Here is a 22,552-nt window from a genome sequence, read left to right as displayed (position 1 = left end):
ATTAAAATGTATTCTATTCAAGGATTCACGTGTTCTGGTGCTCGTTACTATCAAAAAATACGGTCTGTGCATGCTAAAATATAGCAAAGCACAGACCTATAATGAGTTGCTGTTTAAATGCTCGATTAGTTTATGACAGTTTTACTTTTCTATATACTAGGAAACCTATTCCTATAATCAGGACGATTGCTCCTAATAAGAGAAATGTATACATATTAGTAGCCGTATCCGGGAGACGCTCTCCTTCTTCTTGATTACTTTCATTACCAGAGCCTACTTCATTGTTATTATCTTCTGAAGTTTCTTGACCATTTTTTTGTTCGGAATCTACTTTATCTTCTTCATCTTCAGAACCTACTTTGTCAGTATCTTTTTCTGTGTCCTTACCGTTATCTGTTCCATCATTAGATCCGTTGTTGTCAGTTCCTTCACCATTGTCGCCGCCATCATCTTGACCTTCTTCATCAGGAGTTCCATCATTGTCCTCTTCAGGTTTCTCAGGCGCTTCTGGTTCTTCCCCTAATAAGTCATTTATGCGACCTTCGATAACCGGATCAACCACACCACCTAAATCTTCTACCATATAATCTCGTAATTGTTCCCAGTCAATTTCACCGATATCTCTTACTCGTCCTTCATCATACGCTTGAGCAAAGACTTCAAAACCGTCTCCACCTTTACCTGTGAAATTGTTTGTCGTTACTAAATAAGTTTGGTCTACATCAATATCCTCATATTCACCATCTACTTCTACTTCCATCGTAACAATTCGGGATCCAGGTTCTTTAGTGCTATCGTAGTTAAATTTCATACCAGCAACCTGTAAAAATCCACCGCTTTCTGCAGGTGCTTGTCGGACACTGTGCTCTAAGATTTCTTTAATTTCCGCTCCTGTTAATTCTGCAACAACTGGATCATTTCCGAACGGTAATACGGCAATTACTTCTCCAACAGTAATCGGACCTTCATCAATGGCCGCACGGATTCCACCACCATTTTGCATGGCAATCACAACTTCTGGACTTTTCTCTCGAGCCTTTGCTAGCATTGCATCAGTGATAAGATTTCCTAATTCTGTTTCATTTGCTCGAACACTAACGTCACTATCACCTAAGCGGGGATTTGGAATATCTTTCATCGCCACTGCGCCTGTTTCTTGATTGGTTAGCTCATCTACTTCTTCTTTGTAGGAAGACAGTACTTCCTCAGCTTCTGGATCAGCTTCTTTTTCGTTAATATCGATTAGTTGACCATCATAGCCTACAACTACACCATTTTCATCAAAATTAACATCTAATTTACCCAGTAGCTGTGCGTATTGGTGTGCCTGAACGATAACGGTTGGATCTTTTTCTGCTCCATTCTCATCTGTTGATACAATCGTTGGTTCATCTAATCTCGTATGAGAGTGTCCACCAACAATGACATCAATCCCGTCGACACTTGCTGCAAGCTGTAGGTCATTTCCTATATCTGGTGTGCTATCATAGCCAATGTGATTTAATGCAATAATCTTGTCCACTCCTTGTTCTTCGAAAGCCGCTACAGCTCGTTCGGCCTCTTCAAGATAATTCAAGAATTGAACATTTACCGGGCTCGAAATATTCGCTGTATCTTCTGTCGTCAGCCCGAAAATACCAACCTGTTCTCCATTAACTTCTTTAATAATGCCATCATAGACAGATCCATTATCTGGTGAGTCAGAAAATGCGTTTTCATCTATGTAAGATGTCATAAATGGATCCCCTGAGAAATCAATATTAGTTCCAAGGAATGGGAACTGTGCTTCCGCTACAAATTCTGATAGAGACTTATGTCCGTCTTCACCTGAACCCAAATCAAACTCATGATTCCCAAATACCATTGCATCAAAATCCATCATGTTTAATAAGGCCAAATCAGCTTTTCCGTGAAACTGGTTAAAATACAAAGTACCAGAAAAAACGTCCCCAGCATGAAGTAACAGTGCATCAGGATTATCAGCTCGCACTTCTTTTACAGCTGTTAACATTCGAGGTAATGGTTCTACATGTGCATGTGTATCATTCATATGCATGATCGTTAATGAAAAATCACTGTCATCCTCAGCAGCCAATGTACTCATAGGTAAGACTATCGTTAATACTAAGACAATAATAGCAACCATTCTGAAAGAAAAGCCGAATCTCTTATTACTTGTCATATAATGATTACCTCCTAAATATTTATTGTTTTCTATTAAACCTATTATGTTAAAACATTAGATGTAAGTATTACAGAACAAGTGACAACATCTACCTACTTTCATTCTAGAAATCTACTATTAACTTAGAATTAAAATATCGTAAAGAATATGTAAATCTATACCAATTATAATGTCTTAGAAGCGTTACGTAAATGATACTAAGGCGATAGAAAGAATTGGTGACCAACTCTGGTTACCTTTTGGCTTTTATAACCCCAATTCTTCTTTACTATTCTATTACATTCATGCAAGTTATAAGGTTGATTGGAACCAGTATTGTTGTTTGGGTAAATTCCAGTCACTTATAGTCGAAGGTTTTTCTTTAAAGTTTGAAAAAGCACAGAAAAATATAGATAATAGTTGTATGATGACAGGGGGGGGATAACATGGTTCGTCCGATTGATATTGCAAGAAAACTGAAGATTACTACGAGTGCTCTTAGACATTATGAGACTTGGGGGATCGTGCCTCCATCAGAAAGGAAAGAAAATGGCTATCGTGTTTATACAGAGGAACATGTCGCCTATTTTGAATGTATACGCGCCTTGAATACTGGCTTTGGTATGGGATTTGTCAAAGAAATCATGCCACTTGTTCAAGAAAAGAAATTAACCGAAGTTCTATGGCTAGTAAACGAAAAACAAGCAGAACTACACAAAGAAAAAGAAAAAACAGAAAAAGTAATTGAAGTGTTGGAACTAGAAAATCCGGAGAAAGTCCCTCTTAAAAAACAAAAGAATTCCTACACAATTGGTGAAGTAGCAACAGCATTAGAACTCCCTACAACTGTTTTACGCCATTGGGAAAAGGAAGAATTAATAGAACCCAAACGTAATGAAGAAAATGGTTATAGGAGTTACACCAAACAAGATATCAGTAAACTATTAATTATTCGAACACTTAGAAAAGCTTATTTCTCTATAGAAATTATCAGAGAAATGGTAAAAGAATTTGATAACAATAACATTTTCAAAGCAAAAAAAGTAGCAAAAGACTCACTTATTTATATGGATTATTTAGTGGAGGAACAACTAAAGGGGCTCTTTTATTTGTATAAATTGTTTGAGCAGGTGAGACATTGATCACCTGCTTTTAAAAGTGTTATCACCTTTACATGGCAGATTCTATACTACTTACTTCTAAATTATACTACGCCTCAAGGGTTAATAATCCCCTCTTCCTATAAAAGAAGAGGGGGAGGATAAAATAATTGTTTAATTCATATAACGGTATTCCATCAATTGCTTCAACATTTCAATTTCCTCTAATAATTCCTTTCCAACATTGGTTTCTCTCACTTTTTTTCGTTCGAGTTCTTTGTCTACTACTCTTCTAACTGATAAAACATCTGCACCATTTAGCAGAACATCCTCTTTAGAATTAAAATGTTGGTGAGCAACTAACTGCATGCCAAATGAATTATATAACAATGTATATCCAGCAATACCAGTAGTTGACTGATACGCTTTGGAAAACCCACCATCAATGACAATCATTTTACCGTTTGCTTTGATTGGATTCTCCCCTTCTACTTCTTTAACAGGGGTATGGCCATTGATAATATGTCCTTGATCAGGATCAAGATCAAATTCTTGCAACATTTTACGGCATACTTCCTCATCTTCTCTCAAATAAAAATAAGGATTTTTTTGTTCTTTATGTGCTTGTTTATCTGTAATGAAATAGCGCTCAAATGTTGTCATTGCACGTTTTCCAAACAAGGATGAATATTCCCCTGTCCAGAGATACCAAACCATGTCTGTTGCCAGATCATCTGTCTCTTCCAAATTTGCAAAAGCATGGCGTAAGTATTCTTCAAACTTATCCAGTAAGTCACGGCCTTTATAGGTGTTGCCTTCAATCTCCATCTGTTCCATATTTCCGTCTTCATCAACAGGAATACAACCATGAATTAATAAATTGCCGTTATATCTTAAATATAGATTCCCTTTTTTCATGAGAAATTTCATATGTCTAGATAATTTCTCCGAATATTGAACGGAAAGTAAGAGTTTATCGATTACCTCCTCTTCTTCCGGTAACAGTTTTGCCGGATTTTCTGGATCTACTGTAGCAAAGCAAGTATTTTCAAGTGAATATGTTTTTCCATAAATCGTTACCTGATTCTTCTCATAATCTACTTTCTCCAATAAAAGTCTTTCCGACATATTAAAGAATCGACGTCGTTTAATAATTGGACTTTCTAATTTAAATTGAATCATTGCTATCGCCTGATGAATTTTAGTAATTTGTAATGCCTCATCCGCTGATAGAGGTTTATCAGGATGCTCCTTCGGCCTAAAAGCAGGGTTATCATCATAGTATTTTTCAGCTAAATTTAATAATGGTCTAAGATTAATCCCATAAACATCTTCAATAATATCGAGGTTATCATAACGGGCACAAATACGAATGATATTAGCAAGGCAAACTTTCGAACCGGCAAAAGCACCAATCCATAGAACATCATGGTTTCCCCATTGGATATCTAGAGAATGATAGTTAATGAGCGTATCCATAATTTTATCTGGGTCAGGTCCACGATCGTAAATATCTCCTACTACATGAAGATGATCCACTACCAGCTGTTGAATCGTATAAGCAAGTCCGGTGATCAATTTATCTGCCTGGCCTAGCGTAATGATCTGTTGGACGATTTTTTCATAATACGGTTTTTTGTTGGAATATTTATCAGATTTATAAAGCAATTCTTCGATAACATAGACAAACTGTTCTGGTAATGCCTTACGCAGCTTTGAGCGAGTATACTTAGAAGATGCGTATGGGATCAGTTGAATCATATCGCAAATAATTTTCTCATACCAGTTATGTAAATCCTGTTTATGATTAAAATTATTTTTGATTAATGTTAATTTCTCTTCAGGGTAGTAGACCAAAGTAGCGAATTCATTAATTTCATCTTGTGACAATTTATCTTTGAAAATATCCGTTATTTTTTCTTTCACTTTCCCTGAACCATTTCTCAACACATGCTGAAATGCATGATATTCCCCATGCAAATCACTGACAAAGTGCTCGGTACCTTTTGGTAAGTTCAGAATTGCTTTCAGGTTAATGATTTCGGTTACCACTTTTTCTTCACTGTCATATTTTTCAGCAAGTAAGTCTAGGTATTTCGTATTCAATGTGTAGATATCCCCTCTCCGTTATTTATCACGGCGCTAATCGTCCGTAAATCTCCATTAGTGGGAGTCTGATTTTATATAGCATTATTGTAACAATTAATGCAACATATTTCTAGTTATCACACTTTTAAATACAACACTTTAGCGAAGAATGTTGTGTTAAAAATTATTTCTCGGGAAATATCGGCATCACTCCTCAGCTATTTCGTTTCAACGTCGATTTGCGCTATAATATCATTTAGGAGGGGTTACATGTCGACATATACTGTCATTGGCGGTGGAATTGCCGGAGCTTCCATAGCCTATCATCTTGCCAAAACCGGGAATTCTGTTACTGTCTTTGATCGCTATGATAAAGGACAAGCAACTACTGCTTCAGCAGGGATCATTTGCCCATGGGTCAGTCAGCGCAGAAATAAAAAATGGTACAGACTTGTTCAGGAAGGTGCTCGTTATTACCCGGATTTCATTCAAGAACTTGAGGAAACAACCGGGCAGTTTACTGGATACAAACGAAATGGAGCGATATGTCTTTTTAAAGATGAGCGGATTCAGCAACTTGCATATGAACGGATTTCTGCCAAACAGGATGGCTCACCAGAAATGGGAGAAGTTTATAAACTGTCAAAAGCAGAAGTGAAAGAAATGCATCCAAATCTGACTGATTGTTATCCAGCCGTATTTGTAGAAGGTGGGGGGCAAATCCGTGGAGAAAGTCTACTTTCAGCTTTAAAAGAAGGGATACGCCTTCATGGTGGTAAATGGATACAACAAGCTATCAAGCCTGATGAGGCAAAAGGTACTGTTATCTATGCTACTGGTGCATGGGCTAGTGAGTATTATCATACACCTTTAGTCCGACATCAACGGGCAGAATTATTGCACCTCAAACTGGATGATGCGTATCAGAGTAAAGAAAACCCCGTTGTGATGGGACTTGGGCCAATGTACATTGTAGGAACTGAGCATAACCAGTTTGCGATTGGAACAACTCACGAGGATACCGAAGATTTTTCCATTGCCCCATCAGAAGAAAATCAACAATACCTTCATCATGAGGCAATGCGTTATTTTCCGGAAACTACTATCCAAGACCAATTTATGGCTGTAGGTTTACGTCCTTTTACAAGGGATTCATTGCCGTATATTGGATGGACTGCAGATCATATCTTTTCCGTTAATGGTTTAGGTTCTTCCGGATTAACAGCAGGACCCGTTATTGGGAGAGAAGTTGCAGCCTATTTAACAGACAAGGAAACAGTTTTAAACCTGAAGGATTATGCTTACCTTTAAGTGTTCGACAAGATAATAGCTTAGAAGGGACTGAATGATGCACAGATATCAATATTTTTTTCCAGCAATTAAACTCACAAATGGGAGGTAAAAGTATTGATACAACAACTATATACGAAAAGACTGCACTTAAGGAAGATGACTTCTAAAGATGCAGCTAATCTGTTTACCATTTGGTCTGACTCTGATGTAACAGCGTTTATGAACATTAGTAACTTTACAACGAAAGAGCAGGCCGAGGAAATGATCTCTTTTCTCGACGGGTTGGCACAAGATCATAAAGCAATCCGTTTTACCATCATAGAAAGAAACTCTAACGAAATTATCGGATCCTGTGGATATAATTCACTTGATTTCGAGAATAAAAAGGTTGAAATAGGCTATGAAATAGCCAAAAAACACTGGGGTAAAGGCTTCGCGCCAGAGGCCATCTCAACTCTTATTGATTATGCCTATAATAGATTAGGTTTCCATCGAATCGAAGCGAAGGTGGAACCGGAAAATGTTAATTCGGTGAGAGTTCTAGATAAGTTAGGTTTTACTTATGAGGGGACATTAAGACAGTGTGAAAAATCAAAGGATAAGTTTATTGATTTACAGATGTATTCCAAATTAAAAACAGACTAGAATATATAAAGCAAACCTCAAAAGCGTAACGTATTTGAGGTTTGCTTATTTTTTTCTTAATGCATACCCTGTTGAGGAGCTTTCGTGTAAGCTTGCAGCATATTATTCATATCTTGAGCGTCTAGTTTCGGCAATTGATAATAACCATGTTTGTTTTGATATAGGAACAGTTCATAGCTCATCTCAATCATGTTCGGCACACTATCTGCAATAATGCGACGCAATACCGGATTGTTCATCTCTACTGCTGCCATAGTGAGTCCAGAAGCCACTGATTTAGTATGACCTAACATAAAAGAGGAGAAACATTCATCCGTAAACTCATTAACAGACTGCTTTGGTTTTTTTGGTTGCCCAGCCTGAGTGCCGTAAGTAACCTCGTTATTTTGTTGCATCTTGTACTGTTGTGTTGGTACTTGTGGATCTTGTCCAGTTTGGAAGCTTTCTACGATGGTGTTATACATTTGCGTAAGAAAGGAAGTTTGGCGCTGCAGGATACCTTTTAATTCCTGATCTTGAATATGTTGATCATACAACTGATACTGCTCCATCATTCCGATTAAGCCACCAATTAATTCATGGGAATCCATCATTTCATGTGCACCATGATTATGACTAGTCCCTTGATTCGCCATATTTTGTGGCATTTGCGCATTGTTTTGCATCTGATTTTGGTTTTGATTTTGCACTATAGTAACCTCCTGTATTTTAAATTCAAGTATATATTTTCCTCTTAGGGAACATTTATGTATATAATTTTTCGTAAAAAACAAAAATCTCGTAAGTGCGTTATTTATTTCTAAGAATAATTATCAACTTCGGAGAATTTAGGACCAAGACAATATAAAAGTCCGGGAATCCCGGACAATCGTATTTTTACACTTCTTCAATTATCTTTTCAAGTCTTGCTGTCGTATAATGACCATCTATCCCTGGTTTCGTAATCAAATAATCTAAAATATCCTTATTCTCCAGCGATAATGTTGATTTTAAACCATGAATGATCATGCTTAAATATTCTTTAGATGGTGTATGAAAAGGGACATCTAAATCCCAATCTGCAGTGAAAGTGACGATAGGGTAACCATCATCTTCACCTAAAAACAAAATCGTTCCATACCACGAGTCTCGTAATGTCTTGTATCCGCTCTCCACCACTTCATTTAAATCAATATGTATCTCCGCTCCGTTATTTTCCTGTTGTACTACATCCATAAATTGCTCTTCTGTTATTAAATATTTTCTACTGTATGTATGGAACTGTTCATCTTTACTCAATCCGATAAAAGCTACCCCTTGTTTCTGCCAGCGCTGTGATTCTTTTGCAAAGTATAGCGGATATGGCATGATATGTGTTCCTTCAGCAATTGGAAGGGATTTATCTCTACACCCTACCTCTCTTTTTTCCGAACCTTTAGGTCGTCCACCTTTGATATAACATAAAAACCTTTCCTTGCTTAAATTAGATCCATAGCTTGCATACCAGACATAGGACCTTTCTTCTGATGTAGACATAATACTCTCCCCTAACAATATGCTTAATTTTTGCATGCTTTAACAAAAGCATCAAATATCCCTTGCATTGTTGCGTCTTCACTCGCCATCTCCTCAGGATGCCACTGGATGCCCATTATCATTGGGGAAGTTTTATCGACTCCTTCCACCGCTTCAATGATACCATCTGGGGCAATCGCTACTTTTTTCAGATTTGTTGCAAGCTGATCAATTGCCTGATGATGAATGCTGTTTACTTGGATACTTGAGCTGGCAAGAACCTGATATAACTGACTCGTCTTATCGATTTGAATATAATGGGTAGGTTCCGGTCTTGCCGCCTGTTGGTTATGGTTGATTGCATTAGGATTACTAGTCTCGATATCTTGTATTACTGTGCCTCCTAATGCAACATTTAACATGGTTGCACCTCTGCAAAGCCCCAGAATTGGTTTACTTTGTTTTTGTGCATATTTCACCAATTCTATTTCAGTAAGATCCCTTTTTTTATTGGTGTTTTGAATTTTGGGAGATGGATGACCTCCAAACGAATTGGGATCGATATCTTCTCCACTGCTAAGTATAATGCCGTTGCAAATACTGACCCATACTTCCGCCATCACTTCTGGACCTGTGGGAATAATGATAGGAACTCCACCTGCTTGCATTACGGACTGAATATGCTTCTCATGCAGATTATAACTGGGGATGTTATTGTGACTAACAATCGAACACGTAATTCCAATTACAGGCTTAATCGATGGAACCATGTTGAACACTACCCTTCAATATTAAATACTTTATGGACCGTTGCTAAACCTTTTTTATTTTGTAAAAAAAGTTAAAAATTATACTTCTATATAAAGTAAATTTCCGTCAATAAAGGTTATACTCTTAGTAGTTTAAGGAGTGACAATAATTCTCAAATTTAAACTTTAGAAAATGCAATGAACGTTTACTTGTTCATCATCCATTTTAAAGTGTTCTTGCAGTATTAATTTATCAATGAGGCAAATTACGATATATTCTTTTCTACATATGCCCAATTTGTTCGATCATAATTTGCGGACCATAAACGGTTCCAAATGAATATATTATTGTTGAGATCTTGAGTATTTCAATCTTTTTCATGATAATAAAAATAACGCGAAAAACCTATTTAAAGGGCTTTTCGCATTATTTTATCCTTCAATTATTTCATAGTTTGGCAAATCAACCGTTTTGGCAATATGGTTGAGCTGCTTTTTGATCACTACATTATTAGTGATGAAGAATTCGACTTTTTTAAAACCAGATTTCTTATATAACTTAAAGGATTGGGCTAACTTTGGTGTCATTTCTTGATTGATTACCTCCATATCCTTGCAATCTACTTGTAACACATAATCAATAGTAGAGATAGAGCCTATCTGTTTTTCATAATCTTGATGGAATTTGTCCGCTTGCTCAGGTGTAAAGGTCCCCACTACATTCATATAAACAGCTTTACTTGTGGGTTTAACATCAATAACGTAACCACCATCAGCTGTCATGCTTTCTATTTTTGCCATATACTCTTTCCTTTCTCTTGTATATTTAATTGGAGTCTCGCATTGGTAGATGTAGATCATTTCAGATGAAATAAGTATTATTACCCAATTTATTATTCCTCTTTTTTCTTTTGGTATATGTCACCATTCTACAAACCATAAGATATTTTACAGTATTAAAGGATTGTTCGCAAAATATACAATGCTTTTAGCTTAGTATAAAAGATCTATTTGATGTGGATAGTAAACACATTTAGCATAGACACCATAAAAAAATGCCATTTTTTGATATTATATTCTCCACATCCAGATTAATGACGTAAAGTACCGAACGTTAACTAGTAAAGAAGAAGGATAGTCATCAGATTTTCATGGATCAAGGTAAATAATCATGGATGTTAAGCCGGTATTTTTTTCACTTAATGTTTACCATCCATTAATAGTCTATCAATATTTATCTAGTATCTTGTAACTGTAAGCAAAATTATGAAGGAGTTGGTAAAGAATGTTTAAAAAGGTTGGTGCTGTAGCTCTTAGTACAGGTCTAATTTTGTCTGCTGTGAGTGTTCCGGTTTTTGCGGACAAGCCTGAATCACCAGGAAAAGGAAACGGTAATGGATATGGTGGAAAGAAAATCGATAATATTATTTACATGATTCCAGACGGATTTAGTGGAGACTATGCTTCCAATTACCGTGTCTACAAAGGGGAAGATGCTGTTTGGGACGAACACCTAAAAGGAATGTTTACGACCAATTCGGCAAACGCTGACGTAACAGATTCTGCAGCCGCTGGTACAGCCATGGCTAGTGGTGTAAAAACTAATAATGGTGTAATCGGCCTTGATCAAGAAGGAAATGAACTAACAACCATCTTAGATGTATCTGAAGAAGCTGGTAAATCATCTGGATTAGTAGCTACATCCACGATCACACATGCCACACCTGCATCTTTTGCTGCAAAAGTAGAAGATAGAAATAATCAAACAGAAATTGCCAGACAGTATATCTCTAGTGAAGTAGATGTCCTTCTAGGTGGAGGGAAAAATATGTTCTTACCTGAAGCAGAAGGTGGTAACCAAGAAGACGTCAATCTGATCGAACAAGCAGAAGATGCTGGATTTACCTACGTGGAAACTAGAGAAGAGTTACAAGACAATGCCGATATTAATGTAAATCAAGGCGAAAGACTACTTGGACTCTTTGCTGATGATGCACTTTCTCCTGAATTACACCGCGATCAAAGTGTAGAGCCTAGTTTAGCTGAAATGACAGAGGCATCCATCGAGATTTTAGAGCAAGATAAGGATGGGTTTTTCCTTATGGTAGAAGGAAGTCAAATCGACTGGGCAGGGCATGCCAATGATGCTGCATGGGCTATGTCTGATGTAGCGGCATTTGAAGAAGCAGTTGAAGCTGCCATTGATTTTGCTGAACAAGATGGTAAGACACTAGTGATTGTTGCTGGTGACCATGATACTGGTGGTATGACAACAGGATCTGGTGCATACTCAGGATTGAACGCTGACATATTGAATCAGGTAACAGCGACTGGAGACTTCATGGCTACTCAATTGAATGAGGACCGCTCCAACGCAAAAGAAATAGTTGAAGAATATACTAATTTAAGCCTTACGGAAGATGAAGTACAATCCATTCAGAATGCTAGTGATGTAGCACTTGCTATTAATAGAGTAGTAAGTGATCATGCTGGTATTGGCTGGACAAGTACTAATCATACTGGAGCAGACATTCCTGTTTATGCATATGGTCCTCAAGCTGAAAAGTTTGCAGGTTTCTATGATAATACAGACTTGCCTAAAATTATGGCGAATGCTCTAAGAGTGAACTTGGAAAACTAATATTTTTACCATCCCCTTTTTTGTAAATTAATCAAATTTAGTAGCGAAAGGGCCAAAATTTAAGTTTTGGCCCTTTTTATTCGGCTAATTATACTCTAATTATTTGATAGTTAGGTAGAATGATAGATTGAGCAACTTGGTTTAACTGCTCTTGGATAGCTTCATTATCATTAACTACAAATACGATTTTTTTATAGTTTGATTCTTTATATAGCTCATAAGATCGCATTAATTTAGGTATCATCTCCTGATTGATTGCCTTCATCTCTCTACAATCTACCTCTAAAACAAAATCAATCGTTGAAATGATGCTGATTTGTTTACGATAGTCTAGATGAAATTGTTCCGCTTGATCTGGTGTAAAAGTACCTACTATCTTCATAGTAATTGTTTTAGCAGTGGTTTTTACATCTATTATATAACCACCATTATTTGTCATGTTTTCTACTTTCGCCATATTTGTCCACCCTTTCTCTATCTCTGGTGTATTAATTGGATACAATTCATTATGATGCCAAACTTACTTTAAATTAAAAGATACAATTAAATATTAAATTCAATCAAATATAATGCACAAGCGCTCCTTAACTTGGCAATTATTTATGCTTATGAAAGAAGCAACTTTTCCACATAACAAAAATCTACAATTTTCTATAATATTTTCAGAAAGATTTCAAAGTTACTTTAGATTCTGTGTATAAAAAAAGGGCAGACCTTGCGAACAAGCTGCCACTTAAAATCTAACCTTTTCTTCTACTTATGCACCTATATTCTTTTGATCTTCTTTCTCCTGTAGTTTTCGATAAATAGTTGCAACAATCGGTCCAGAAATATTATGCCATACACTAAATATTGCACTTGGCACAGCTGCTAATGGATTAAAGTGTGCAGCGGCAAGCGTGGCACCCAATCCTGAATTTTGCATGCCCACTTCAATGGAAACAGCTTTTTGTTGCTTAGGTTCCATCTTCATTACTTTTCCTAGCCCGTAGCCAACCAGATAGCCTAGTCCGTTATGAAGCACCACTATTAAGAAAATTAATAACCCAGTCGCTGCAATTTGTTCCTGGTTAACACTTACTACTGCTGTAACAATAGATACAATACCAATTACTGATACTAACGGAATCGCCTTTACCCCTGCTTCCACTTTATCTTTCAACAATGCCTTAACTAACAAACCTAGCAAGATCGGTACTAAAACAATCTGCACAATAGATACGAATAAAGACCCTGCAGATACTTCTAACCACTGACTAGCAAATAGATAAATTAGTGCTGGTGTTATAAATGGTGCCAGAATCGTAGAAACCGCAGTAATCGAAACCGATAATGCTGTATCCCCTTTTGATAAGTAAGTCATAACATTTGAAGAGGTACCACCAGGACAACAGCCTACTAAGATAACACCGACTGCCACCTCTTTGGAAACAGGTAAAATAGTTACGAGCGCAAAAGCAAGTAATGGCATAATCAAGAACTGACCAGCTACTCCGATTGCCACTTCTTTCGGTCGTTTAAATGCTTCTTTAAAATCATTGGCTGATAGCGTAAGTCCCATTCCAAACATAATAATACCTAATAATGGTGTGATATAGGCTGCCAACCACGTAAATCCTGAAGGTATAAGAAATGATAAGACCGCAAACAGTACAACCCAAATCGCAAATGTATTCCCTACAAAACTACTAATTCTCTCTAATCCTTTCATGTTACTCCCCCTCTTAGATGCATATTTAGAAATTATATAATATTTTCTGAATATTTTAAATATCATTTTAAAATTTTTGGTTAGGGTACGGACAAGAAATGAAACAAAATGAGCGAATTCGTCCTTATAAGTTGAATAGTATGATAAAATAAATTAAAAAATGACCATATAAAGGAGCGTTTAATCATATGGATGAACAAAAGAACTGGGCTGGTAATTATACATATAGCGCGGCAAATTGGCATGAACCTGAAAGCGTTAAACAACTTCAACAACTCGTCAGACAATGTGATAAATTACGAGTAATAGGTTCTCGCCACTCATTTAATGGAATTGCAGATTCTAGTGAAAATATGGTGTCCTTACAAAAAATGAATAAAATAATAGCTTTAAACCGTGATAATCAAACGGTTACAGTTGAAGGAGGAATTATCTATAGTGACCTAAGCCGGTTCCTTCAAAAGAATGGATTTGCATTAGAGAATATGGCGTCTTTACCGCACATTTCCGTTGTCGGTGCATGTGCAACAGCAACACACGGTTCAGGAGACCGAAACAGCTGTTTATCTGACTCCGTTCATGCCATGGAAGTAGTTACTGCTGACGGTGAATTAATCCAATTTTCTCGAGAGGAAAATGAAGAACAATTAAAAGGGGCTGTAGTTGGTCTTGGGGGAATAGGGATTGTAACAAAGATGACGTTAGACATCATTCCTGCCTTTCAAATCAGCCAATATGTCTTCGAGCAGTTACCTTTAGCACAACTAGAAAACCACTTGGATGACATTTTCTCAAGCGCATACAGTGTTAGTTTATTTACTAATTGGCAAAGTGATACGATCAATCAAGTTTGGTTAAAACAGCTACATACTGAAGAGAAAGAACCACAATCATATTCTGATTTATATGGAGCGAAGCCAGCAATAGACCATTGCCATCCTATAGCTGGAATCGAGGCTATTAATTGTACCGAACAAATGGGGATTCCGGGACCTTGGTACGACAGACTGCCACATTTTCGTATCGATTTCACACCTAGCAGTGGAGATGAATTACAATCTGAGTATATCATTCCAAGGCAGTATGCATTTAAGGCACTAACGGAAATAAATAAAATCCGCGATCAAATCGCACCATTATTACATGTTTGTGAAATACGTAGCATTGCCAAAGATGAATTATGGATGAGCCCATGCTATCAACAAGATTCGATCGGCATTCATTTAACATGGAAAGATGACTGGGAATCTGTACAAAAAGTGTTACCACAAATTGAAGAAAAGCTTACGCCATATCATGCTCGTCCGCATTGGGGTAAATTATTTACCATGACGAAAGAACAAGTACAACCGCTCTATGAAAAACTGGCTGACTTTCAGCAATTGCTAGAGCACTACGATCCAAAAGGTAAATTCCGTAACGACTTTATAAATACTTATATTTTTGGGAAATAAGAAAAACTGGTAAACCCCGCAGGAGTAGAAGTGGGCTGCCTTCGTTAAGTGCTGCTCTAAAACACAAGCATGAAGTAACACAGCTTCTGTTATACTCACGGATAGCGATTTTCACTTTGGCCATTGTAAAAAAGTCAACCTATTACTTATCACAATAGTTGTTGCACTTCTCGTAGCGGAGACTAATTACGGAGACTCCTGCGGGAATAGCGCGAGCCCGAAAATCCACTTTGCAAAGTTAGTTGATGCCCTGCCCGTGGAAAGCGAAGTAATTGGTCGGAACGTTGCAAATATACATCAAACATTTCAAAATAACTACTTCGTTTAACGCAGTTATTGCACTGATTTTATACTTTCTTTCATCTAAGAAAAGCGCAGAGCGCCCGCTTAGAAACGTAGCGACTTCAGAATTAACTGAGATAAGGAATCACTGTGGGGTTACGAACCGATGATGACTTTCACCTTAAGGTATAAGTGCGACTAAGCCTCTGGTTTAAGTAATCGGCAAGTCTTCTTTATCGTAGGAAAATTCGGGAAGTCGCCTAGTTGCTGGGTGCTTGCGTAGACAAATCTCAAAATTTTATGCTTTCCTTATAAAAAATGCCTGTCACTTGAAGCGATTTATGTCGCTAAATTGACAGGCAGCTTATTATGAGTTCTGATTCTTATTTAAAAATGTCTCTATTTGTTCTTTATGATGGTTATCATGCCAGACGAAGGCACTAATGTAGTTAAAAAGTGAGTGTGGATAGCCAGAATATCGGTCAATTTCTTCCCCATTTAAAACAAATGTGTCAAAAAATTCTTGCTCTGATTTTTCTTTAAGCGCTTCTACCAAATGATTTCTAGCTTCGATCTGTTCTTGTATCAATTGTGTTTTCGTAACTCCCGATAAAGCATACTCGGAAGCTGGTTGATTAATCACATCAAAAGCAACACTTTCAAGCTTAGCGTCTTTACTCATTTGAGGCATTAATTCCTCTAATATGTAACGATCCCAGTAAGTAATATGACTAATAATTTCTGCCGGTGTCCATTTTCCCTCATTAATTGGTGTAAAGAAGAGATCCTCATCTATTTTTTCTAATTCATTCACCCAACTGTTAAACTGTTCAAACTTCTCAATTAAATTAATTATCTCTTTCATCGTGTCACTCCTTTCTTATTTGGATAATAAATGCTTGATTGATACACTCGTCTTTATAATATCCTGATTTAGTTATCTCTTGCCGTCACTATGCAAAAAGTTTTCTATGAATTTTATTTTACCATGTAATTCCATATTAAACTATCCATCTATCTTGAAGATATAGTATAATACTAGTAAATGATCATCATTCATCCCCCCAATATTTACTGAAGTCCAAAGGAGGCGAAACAATGATAGCAGAAAAAAGAAGCTCGGAAGATACATTCTTTTTTACCTACCATAAACAATCTGGTTACATTGGTTTTATTTGCGCCATGTTAGTTGTAGTTGTGCTAGAATCGGTAGCCGTATCCTTTCTCTTATACAATTGGAGTCCCTTACTTCATTGGATTCACCTTGTATTAGCTAACATTTCTTTTGTTTATCTAATTATTGATTTACGATTAGTTGTTAAAAATCCTATTATTTTGACTAACAATACGTTATTCATCAAAATCGGATTGAGGCCACAAACTACTATACCTATAGATAATATTAAAGAGATTTTAAGTGGACATATTCATTATGAAGAGGATAAGAAGAATAAAGAAGTACTCGACCTTTCGTTATTAGGGTTTGATGAGCCAACATTTGAAGCTATTTTACATGAACCAATTAAACATGGGAAAAATAAGACAATTAGTAGGATATTCTTTACAATAGATAATAAGCACGATTTTCTACAGAAGATATCGTTAAAACAGAAGGGGCATCCATTTTAATAAAAAGGATGCCCCTGTACTATTTGTTTAATTAGCTAGCATTAAAAATGCGGTGAAACTGAGCGCATAAACTCCAAATAGGCCCACTGATATTTTAGCTAATTTTGAGTTTGCTGAAAAAGCGTTTTTTATTCCTTCCTGAAAAATACTCACGATAAAAACCGAAACTGACAAGAGAAAAGCTAACACAGCAATGATTAACGCAGCTTGTTCCAAGAAAATAACCTCCCTTAATGATATCCATCTATAAATGATATAGATATTGATTAAACTAACTAGAAGTAAAATCTGACTCATTCGAAAACCTAAGATCTCTTTTTCATGCAGTTCTATTTTCCAAGCATCTATTATGCCTAAGAGTAAGTCAATGACTACTTTAATGGAGCAATCGGTATGATTCAACAGTTCAAATAACTCATCTCCATATCGTTTTCTCCACTTTTTTGGATACAAATAGATGAACCACTTCATACTAAACCAAGCCTTTTTAACCCAAGCGTAGTTATTTTTTGCATTTCTTTAATTTGTTCACTTAAATATATCCGACCTGTCTCCGTCATTTCATAAGGCTTTTTTCGATTTTCTGATTCAAGAACACGTATATATCCTGCTTTCTCTAGTCGTGAGATTGCACCATACAACGTACCTGGCCCTAATTTAATATCATAATTCTGTTCAATATCTTCCATAATCGCATAACCGTGGCGATTTTTTTCAGCAAGGCTGATCAAAATAAGTAACGAAGGTTCTGAAAACCTATTTTTTTTCATTTCATTACTCCCCCTCCTTATTACGTATTGCGATATATCGTATAACGTAATAATAACTCATATGGAAGATAAAGTCAATAAAATGTTACACATCTTTTTTAGATAACAATAGAAAAAGTAACCATTTATCGATGGAGAGAATCTTTTTTTGGTAAAACAATGTCAATCATCAATTGGAATTTTATGTTACTATTGAATGGAAAATGCAAAACAATAGGAGAATGGAGATGTTAGAAACTTTATCCTTTATAGGATTCTGTCATTAATTGGTGCCGAAAAAGAAGTCATTCGTATGGAACCTTTTCGAACAATATATTTTGATAAATTTAATGTTAATTACATGATTTGGATATAATGGGGGGAGATTTGCAATTGAACATCAGGAAATGTAAAATCATGCATTTACTTAAAAAGTGAATATTATTAGCTATAAAAAAGTTTGGATTATTGAAATCCAAACTTTATCATAGCTAAATACTCAATTCTTTTACTGTAATAGCTTGCGACAGCTTGTTCATTTTACAATCCTGGAATTCTTCCTCATTGACTAAATCTATCTTCATTGCTGCTTCTAGTTTTTCTGTATCTGGTTGTTTTACTTTTAAGATAAAGTCTTCTAAATTTAATTCTTCCAATTTTTGTACTGTCTTCTCTTGATCGTAATGAGCAGAAGTTCGAATGATGCGCTGTGCCTTATATTTACCTAGTTGTACTTCAGCTTTTTGTTGTTTTCCAAACTGTTCATCTAAGCAGTGGTGGATTTGTTTTTTAATCTGATTCATTTCTTTCTCTAATTCTTTTTTCTGAAGGTTTAAATCATAGTATTTCTTTAACATTTCTTCTGATAGATTAGAAGATTCTTCAACCTCTGTTGCCCTTGACATCAACATTCCCCCAGTTTCTTATGATTAGTTCATTTATATGAGACTGGCGAAAATTTATGCGTTTGTTAGGAACATCCGTATGTTTGATAATGAAAACACGGTGGAGATATGAACAAAAAGTTACTATAATCTAATTGAGGTGATAAACGTGTCGATAAAAGGACTAAATCATTTTTTGTTTTCGGTTTCTAACTTAGAAAATTCAATTGATTTCTACCAAAAAGTATTTGATGCCAAATTATTAGTTAAAGGAAGAAACACTGCTTATTTCGATTTGAATGGTATGTGGCTTGCTTTAAATGTAGAAAAGGATATACCACGTAATGAAATAGATCAATCATACACACATATTGCCTTTTCAATCGAAGAAGAGGATTTTGATAAAATGTACAAGAAGCTACAAGACTTGAATGTCAATATATTACCAAGCCGTCCAAGAGATCAACGAGACAAGAAATCTATTTACTTCACAGATCCTGATGGGCATAAGTTTGAGTTTCATACAGGTACTTTACAAGACAGATTGGCTTACTACAAACAAGAAAAGACACATATGGAGTTTTATGATTAGATAGCAAAGCACAGAGCGGACACTTAGAAATGTAGGACGAAAGAATACCAATCAGTGTTCTCCTTTTTCTGTACACTTGCACTGGCAGAAAACAAACTGGACAAAATTAAAACTTCCATGTAAAAGACGAATGATTGTATAGCATATTAGCTACATACTACGAACTAGTAGCAATTTAACGAGGTGCGGACATTTAGTGCGTTATTTGACTGAAAATCACTTACTTTCCGATGTTAGCGGACATTGAATCCCTTATTTGCTTCATTTTGGCTTAAATTAGCACTATTTTCGTAGCGGAATAGATGTCTGCGACCACCATAAAAACAGCACTTTTGTCACAAATAACGGAACAAATGTCCGCGCGCAGCTCAAAATTTACTTGGGAGTACACATCACTTCGCAGTTTATAGATAAAAAAACTACACCATTAATAGTGGAATCATCGTTCTGATTTATCTTGGTTTGTTCCATTCTGTTCTTTTCTGGCTAGGAGATAATTTTACGTCGTTAAGCGTACTTTTGTCCTTAATCATTATTTCTTAATTTATCACGTTCATTTGATCCTTGTTCACGTACATCTTCTCTTAACTCTTTACCGTCATCTCTGAGTTTCTCGCGTAATTCAGTTCCTAAATCACGTGCAAAGCTTCGTAATTCTTCCCCAATATCCCTTGCTTTATCACGAAGATCATTTAATTCCAGATCGAAAGTATCTTCTAAATGATAGGATAAATTTATAAATCGATTCTGTTCAGTGTACGCTTTATTTACCATTTCATTTTGAATACTATATAATTCATTTACACGTTCATTTTGAGAAGTATAATAATTGTTTACATTTTCATTTTGCCATGAATACCATTCATTAATTAATCTTCGTTTTTCCTCATCAAAGTATCTTTTTAATTCTTGTTCGGTTCGCACAGTAGAGTACTCTCCATCACCAGCTTCTGCTACTTGTCTTAATTGCTGTTGACCTTCATCATCCACATCAAAACCAATGATATTTACAATTGCTTCTATATCAGATTGCGTTAATTCTTTTGCTGCTGATACTGGATCCCCGTCACATGTCTCCACACCATCGCTAACGACATAGACAATATTGTCATATCCTTGATTTTCACTTTGATTTAATGCTTCATTTGCCTTATGAATTGCATCTGCGAGAGGAGTCCAACCTGCTGGAGCAAAAGAATCAAGTGCTTCCCCAAATTCATCCTCATCATATGGACCCATTGGATATATTTCATCAATACTGTTACAGGATAACTCTTTATCACTATTATCTCCTGTTCCTTCGTGACCATAAATCGTTAAAGAAATATTTACATTATCAGGTAAGTCACTAACAAATGATTCTACTGCATCTTTAGCTAGTTCCATCTTTGTATTACCATTTATTTGTGCATTCATGCTACCGCTAGCATCAAAAAGTATAGAAACATTTAATGGTGTTAGTCCGGTCGAATCTGGGCTTTCAATATCACCGGGCTTCCCACTCGGTCCTTTGAAAGAGACGTCATAGTTGGTAAGCGATTCATAATAGGTACGATAATCCTCTCCTATTAAAGATAGCATTTGATCATAATATTGCTCTGGTTCTAAATTATCAGGAAACTGGTTAATAAGTTCCTGTACTTCACTTTCATTATAGTTATCTCCACTTAAAGGTGTAGACTCAAGGTCTAATAGCATACGCTCCTTGACATCAGCGTAATGATATGCGTCATAATTAAACTCATCGTCCGACTCATTCGTTCCTTCTTCCTCTTCAATGGTCTCTTCCTCTACAGGTTTCTCTTCTGTTACTTGCTCTGTACTTTCTTCTTGATTACATGCTATTAAAAAGAAAATAAACATAAAAATAAATATCCGAATGTATTCCCTCAAATTTAGTTAACCTCCCATAATATGTATTTACTGATTAATTTATAATATATCGTACTATCATTTATCAGTAAAGAGTACATGAGAGTTATTCGAAAGCTGACATATTCCTATTCACGAAAGTCTTTGTAATACTCCAGATATATCGTTCGGGAGCTAGATTACCAGAATACATCAAATAAATTTTTTGCTAAAAGTGAGAACGTTACGATAATAAATATAGCACGGACGTAACCACTCCCCCGACTAATAGCAAACCTTGCCCCAAAAACTGAACCTACAATACATGCAACAGCCATCGGAAATCCATATACATAGTTTACTTCACCTAAAAAGATAAACATGATTAATGCTGCAATATTACTTCCAAAGTTCAAAAACTTTGCGTTTCCTGCCGCTTTAATAAAATCCGCACCAATGATTAAAAAAGCAAATATAAGAAATGAGCCTGTACCTGGTCCAAGAAACCCATCATAAAAGCCAATTACAAAAATGGTAATGATAAATATGATAAGATTACGACTTGTTAGTTTCTTCTCTGCATAAATACTGCCCCAGTCTTTTTTGACCACAGTATAAAAAGCTACGACACCAAGCATGATCAGCATTAAGGGTTTTAAGACTTCAGGGTCAATCAAGTGTACTGTCCACGCCCCAATCATTGCCCCAATAAAAACTAGTGGAAATAACTTATAGATAGATGACAAATCTAGTTTTCCCGACTTTAAAAATACGAAGGCACTCGTAAAAGAACCCATCGTCCCTACCAGTTTATTCGTAGCAACAGCTGCTGATGGATTCATTCCATTTGATAACAATACCGGCAATGTGATAAGCCCACCACCGCCCGCAACAGAGTCGATGAAACCAGACAAAAATCCAAAAATGATCAAAATAAGTAATAAATAGATATCAAGTTCGGTCAATTTCTTGCCTTCTTTCCAATGGCTATGAAATAAATCACCTGCCAACTTTAAATTTTGCACCACACCATTATAACGATTTATTTCATATAAATAAATCTTCATTTTCATAGAAGGATGAACAAAATTGATTTTAAGGAAGATAGGTATCTGATCATTTATTTTCACGGAATGATTATTTGTTTACTTCACTTACTCACTTCTCGTTTTCAGACACTCTTCAGAAACATTTGTCCAGTTGATAGAATACTAGTTTGAAATAAG

The 22,552-nt window shown here is 36.0% G+C and carries 21 protein-coding genes; 7 read left to right on the top strand and 14 right to left on the bottom strand.

The genetic code is table 11. From position 1 onward, the window contains the following. Positions 1-130: 130 nt before the first annotated feature. A complete protein-coding gene (locus GHT08_RS11120; RefSeq protein WP_163581481.1) occupies positions 131-2,182 on the bottom strand; it encodes a bifunctional metallophosphatase/5'-nucleotidase in 2,052 nt (683 codons plus the stop codon). A gap of 428 nt (positions 2,183-2,610) precedes the next feature. Here GHT08_RS11120 and GHT08_RS11115 point away from each other — a divergent pair, with 428 nt between their 5' ends. Continuing rightward, positions 2,611-3,306 (top strand): MerR family transcriptional regulator, encoded by a 696-nt coding sequence (locus GHT08_RS11115; RefSeq protein WP_163581480.1) that lies wholly within the window; start codon positions 2,611-2,613, stop codon positions 3,304-3,306. A gap of 132 nt (positions 3,307-3,438) precedes the next feature. Here the strand turns inward: GHT08_RS11115 and GHT08_RS11110 are convergent, their stop codons facing one another. Beyond that, the gene (locus GHT08_RS11110; protein WP_163581479.1) at positions 3,439-5,370 is read right to left on the bottom strand and encodes a fructose-1,6-bisphosphatase; all 1,932 of its coding nucleotides are present in this window, start codon (positions 5,368-5,370) and stop codon (positions 3,439-3,441) included. Between the two features lie 252 nt (positions 5,371-5,622). Between GHT08_RS11110 and GHT08_RS11105 the strand changes: the two genes are divergently transcribed. Then, on the top strand, positions 5,623-6,663 hold the full coding sequence (locus GHT08_RS11105) for an NAD(P)/FAD-dependent oxidoreductase (protein WP_163581478.1): 1,041 nt from the start codon (positions 5,623-5,625) through the stop codon (positions 6,661-6,663). A 96-nt stretch (positions 6,664-6,759) separates the two neighbouring features. Continuing rightward, positions 6,760-7,290 (top strand): GNAT family N-acetyltransferase, encoded by a 531-nt coding sequence (locus GHT08_RS11100; RefSeq protein WP_163581477.1) that lies wholly within the window; start codon positions 6,760-6,762, stop codon positions 7,288-7,290. Between the two features lie 56 nt (positions 7,291-7,346). Here the strand turns inward: GHT08_RS11100 and GHT08_RS11095 are convergent, their stop codons facing one another. From GHT08_RS11095 to GHT08_RS11080, 4 genes are all read right to left on the bottom strand, one after another. After that, positions 7,347-7,979 carry a spore coat protein gene (locus tag GHT08_RS11095; RefSeq protein WP_420370967.1) on the bottom strand — a complete coding sequence of 211 codons (633 nt, stop codon included), beginning with the start codon at positions 7,977-7,979 and terminating at the stop codon, positions 7,347-7,349. Between the two features lie 187 nt (positions 7,980-8,166). Next, positions 8,167-8,805 (bottom strand): hypothetical protein, encoded by a 639-nt coding sequence (locus GHT08_RS11090; protein WP_163581476.1) that lies wholly within the window; start codon positions 8,803-8,805, stop codon positions 8,167-8,169. Between the two features lie 23 nt (positions 8,806-8,828). Further along, complete coding sequence (locus GHT08_RS11085) at positions 8,829-9,554, bottom strand: gamma-glutamyl-gamma-aminobutyrate hydrolase family protein (RefSeq protein WP_163581475.1); 726 nt, start codon at positions 9,552-9,554, stop codon at positions 8,829-8,831. 411 nt (positions 9,555-9,965) lie between these two features. Then, positions 9,966-10,334 (bottom strand): hypothetical protein, encoded by a 369-nt coding sequence (locus tag GHT08_RS11080; protein WP_163581474.1) that lies wholly within the window; start codon positions 10,332-10,334, stop codon positions 9,966-9,968. Between the two features lie 484 nt (positions 10,335-10,818). Here GHT08_RS11080 and GHT08_RS11075 point away from each other — a divergent pair, with 484 nt between their 5' ends. After that, positions 10,819-12,174: an alkaline phosphatase gene (locus GHT08_RS11075; protein WP_163581473.1), complete on the top strand. Its 1,356-nt coding sequence runs from the start codon at positions 10,819-10,821 to the stop codon at positions 12,172-12,174. 88 nt (positions 12,175-12,262) lie between these two features. On the opposite strand, the gene GHT08_RS11070 is transcribed toward GHT08_RS11075, so the two are convergent. Continuing rightward, a complete protein-coding gene (locus tag GHT08_RS11070; RefSeq protein ID WP_163581472.1) occupies positions 12,263-12,631 on the bottom strand; it encodes a hypothetical protein in 369 nt (122 codons plus the stop codon). A gap of 300 nt (positions 12,632-12,931) precedes the next feature. Continuing rightward, on the bottom strand, positions 12,932-13,885 hold the full coding sequence (locus GHT08_RS11065) for a bile acid:sodium symporter family protein (RefSeq protein WP_163581471.1): 954 nt from the start codon (positions 13,883-13,885) through the stop codon (positions 12,932-12,934). A 188-nt stretch (positions 13,886-14,073) separates the two neighbouring features. Between GHT08_RS11065 and GHT08_RS11060 the strand changes: the two genes are divergently transcribed. Further along, the gene (locus GHT08_RS11060) at positions 14,074-15,339 is read left to right on the top strand and encodes an FAD-binding protein (protein ID WP_163581470.1); all 1,266 of its coding nucleotides are present in this window, start codon (positions 14,074-14,076) and stop codon (positions 15,337-15,339) included. A 649-nt stretch (positions 15,340-15,988) separates the two neighbouring features. Here the strand turns inward: GHT08_RS11060 and GHT08_RS11055 are convergent. Further along, a complete protein-coding gene (locus GHT08_RS11055; protein ID WP_163581469.1) occupies positions 15,989-16,486 on the bottom strand; it encodes a DinB family protein in 498 nt (165 codons plus the stop codon). Positions 16,487-16,719: 233 nt separating this feature from the next. On the opposite strand from GHT08_RS11055, the gene GHT08_RS11050 reads away from it, so the two are divergent. Further along, positions 16,720-17,250 (top strand): hypothetical protein, encoded by a 531-nt coding sequence (locus tag GHT08_RS11050; RefSeq protein ID WP_163581468.1) that lies wholly within the window; start codon positions 16,720-16,722, stop codon positions 17,248-17,250. 27 nt (positions 17,251-17,277) lie between these two features. On the opposite strand, the gene GHT08_RS22185 is transcribed toward GHT08_RS11050, so the two are convergent. From GHT08_RS22185 to GHT08_RS11035, 3 genes are all read right to left on the bottom strand, one after another. Beyond that, positions 17,278-17,466: a hypothetical protein gene (locus tag GHT08_RS22185; RefSeq protein ID WP_238343552.1), complete on the bottom strand. Its 189-nt coding sequence runs from the start codon at positions 17,464-17,466 to the stop codon at positions 17,278-17,280. Between the two features lie 251 nt (positions 17,467-17,717). After that, on the bottom strand, positions 17,718-18,020 hold the full coding sequence (locus tag GHT08_RS11040) for a PadR family transcriptional regulator (protein WP_163581466.1): 303 nt from the start codon (positions 18,018-18,020) through the stop codon (positions 17,718-17,720). Between the two features lie 470 nt (positions 18,021-18,490). After that, positions 18,491-18,904: a hypothetical protein gene (locus tag GHT08_RS11035; protein ID WP_163581465.1), complete on the bottom strand. Its 414-nt coding sequence runs from the start codon at positions 18,902-18,904 to the stop codon at positions 18,491-18,493. 148 nt (positions 18,905-19,052) lie between these two features. Between GHT08_RS11035 and fosM the strand changes: the two genes are divergently transcribed. Beyond that, positions 19,053-19,475 carry a FosM family fosfomycin resistance protein gene (gene fosM, locus GHT08_RS11030; RefSeq protein WP_163581464.1) on the top strand — a complete coding sequence of 141 codons (423 nt, stop codon included), beginning with the start codon at positions 19,053-19,055 and terminating at the stop codon, positions 19,473-19,475. A gap of 525 nt (positions 19,476-20,000) precedes the next feature. On the opposite strand, the gene GHT08_RS11025 is transcribed toward fosM, so the two are convergent. Together GHT08_RS11025 and GHT08_RS11020 are read right to left on the bottom strand one after the other, a co-directional pair. Then, complete coding sequence (locus GHT08_RS11025; protein ID WP_163581463.1) at positions 20,001-21,368, bottom strand: vWA domain-containing protein; 1,368 nt, start codon at positions 21,366-21,368, stop codon at positions 20,001-20,003. A gap of 158 nt (positions 21,369-21,526) precedes the next feature. Then, complete coding sequence (locus GHT08_RS11020; RefSeq protein WP_163581522.1) at positions 21,527-22,291, bottom strand: TSUP family transporter; 765 nt, start codon at positions 22,289-22,291, stop codon at positions 21,527-21,529. Positions 22,292-22,552: the final 261 nt, after the last annotated feature.

Origin of the sequence: Gracilibacillus saliphilus (assembly GCF_010994085.1) — a bacterium.
In the GTDB taxonomy this organism is placed as follows: Bacteria; Bacillota; Bacilli; order Bacillales; family Amphibacillaceae; genus Gracilibacillus; species Gracilibacillus lacisalsi.
Note: the sequence above shows the minus strand (reverse complement) of the source record. Positions and strands in the feature narration are given on the sequence as shown.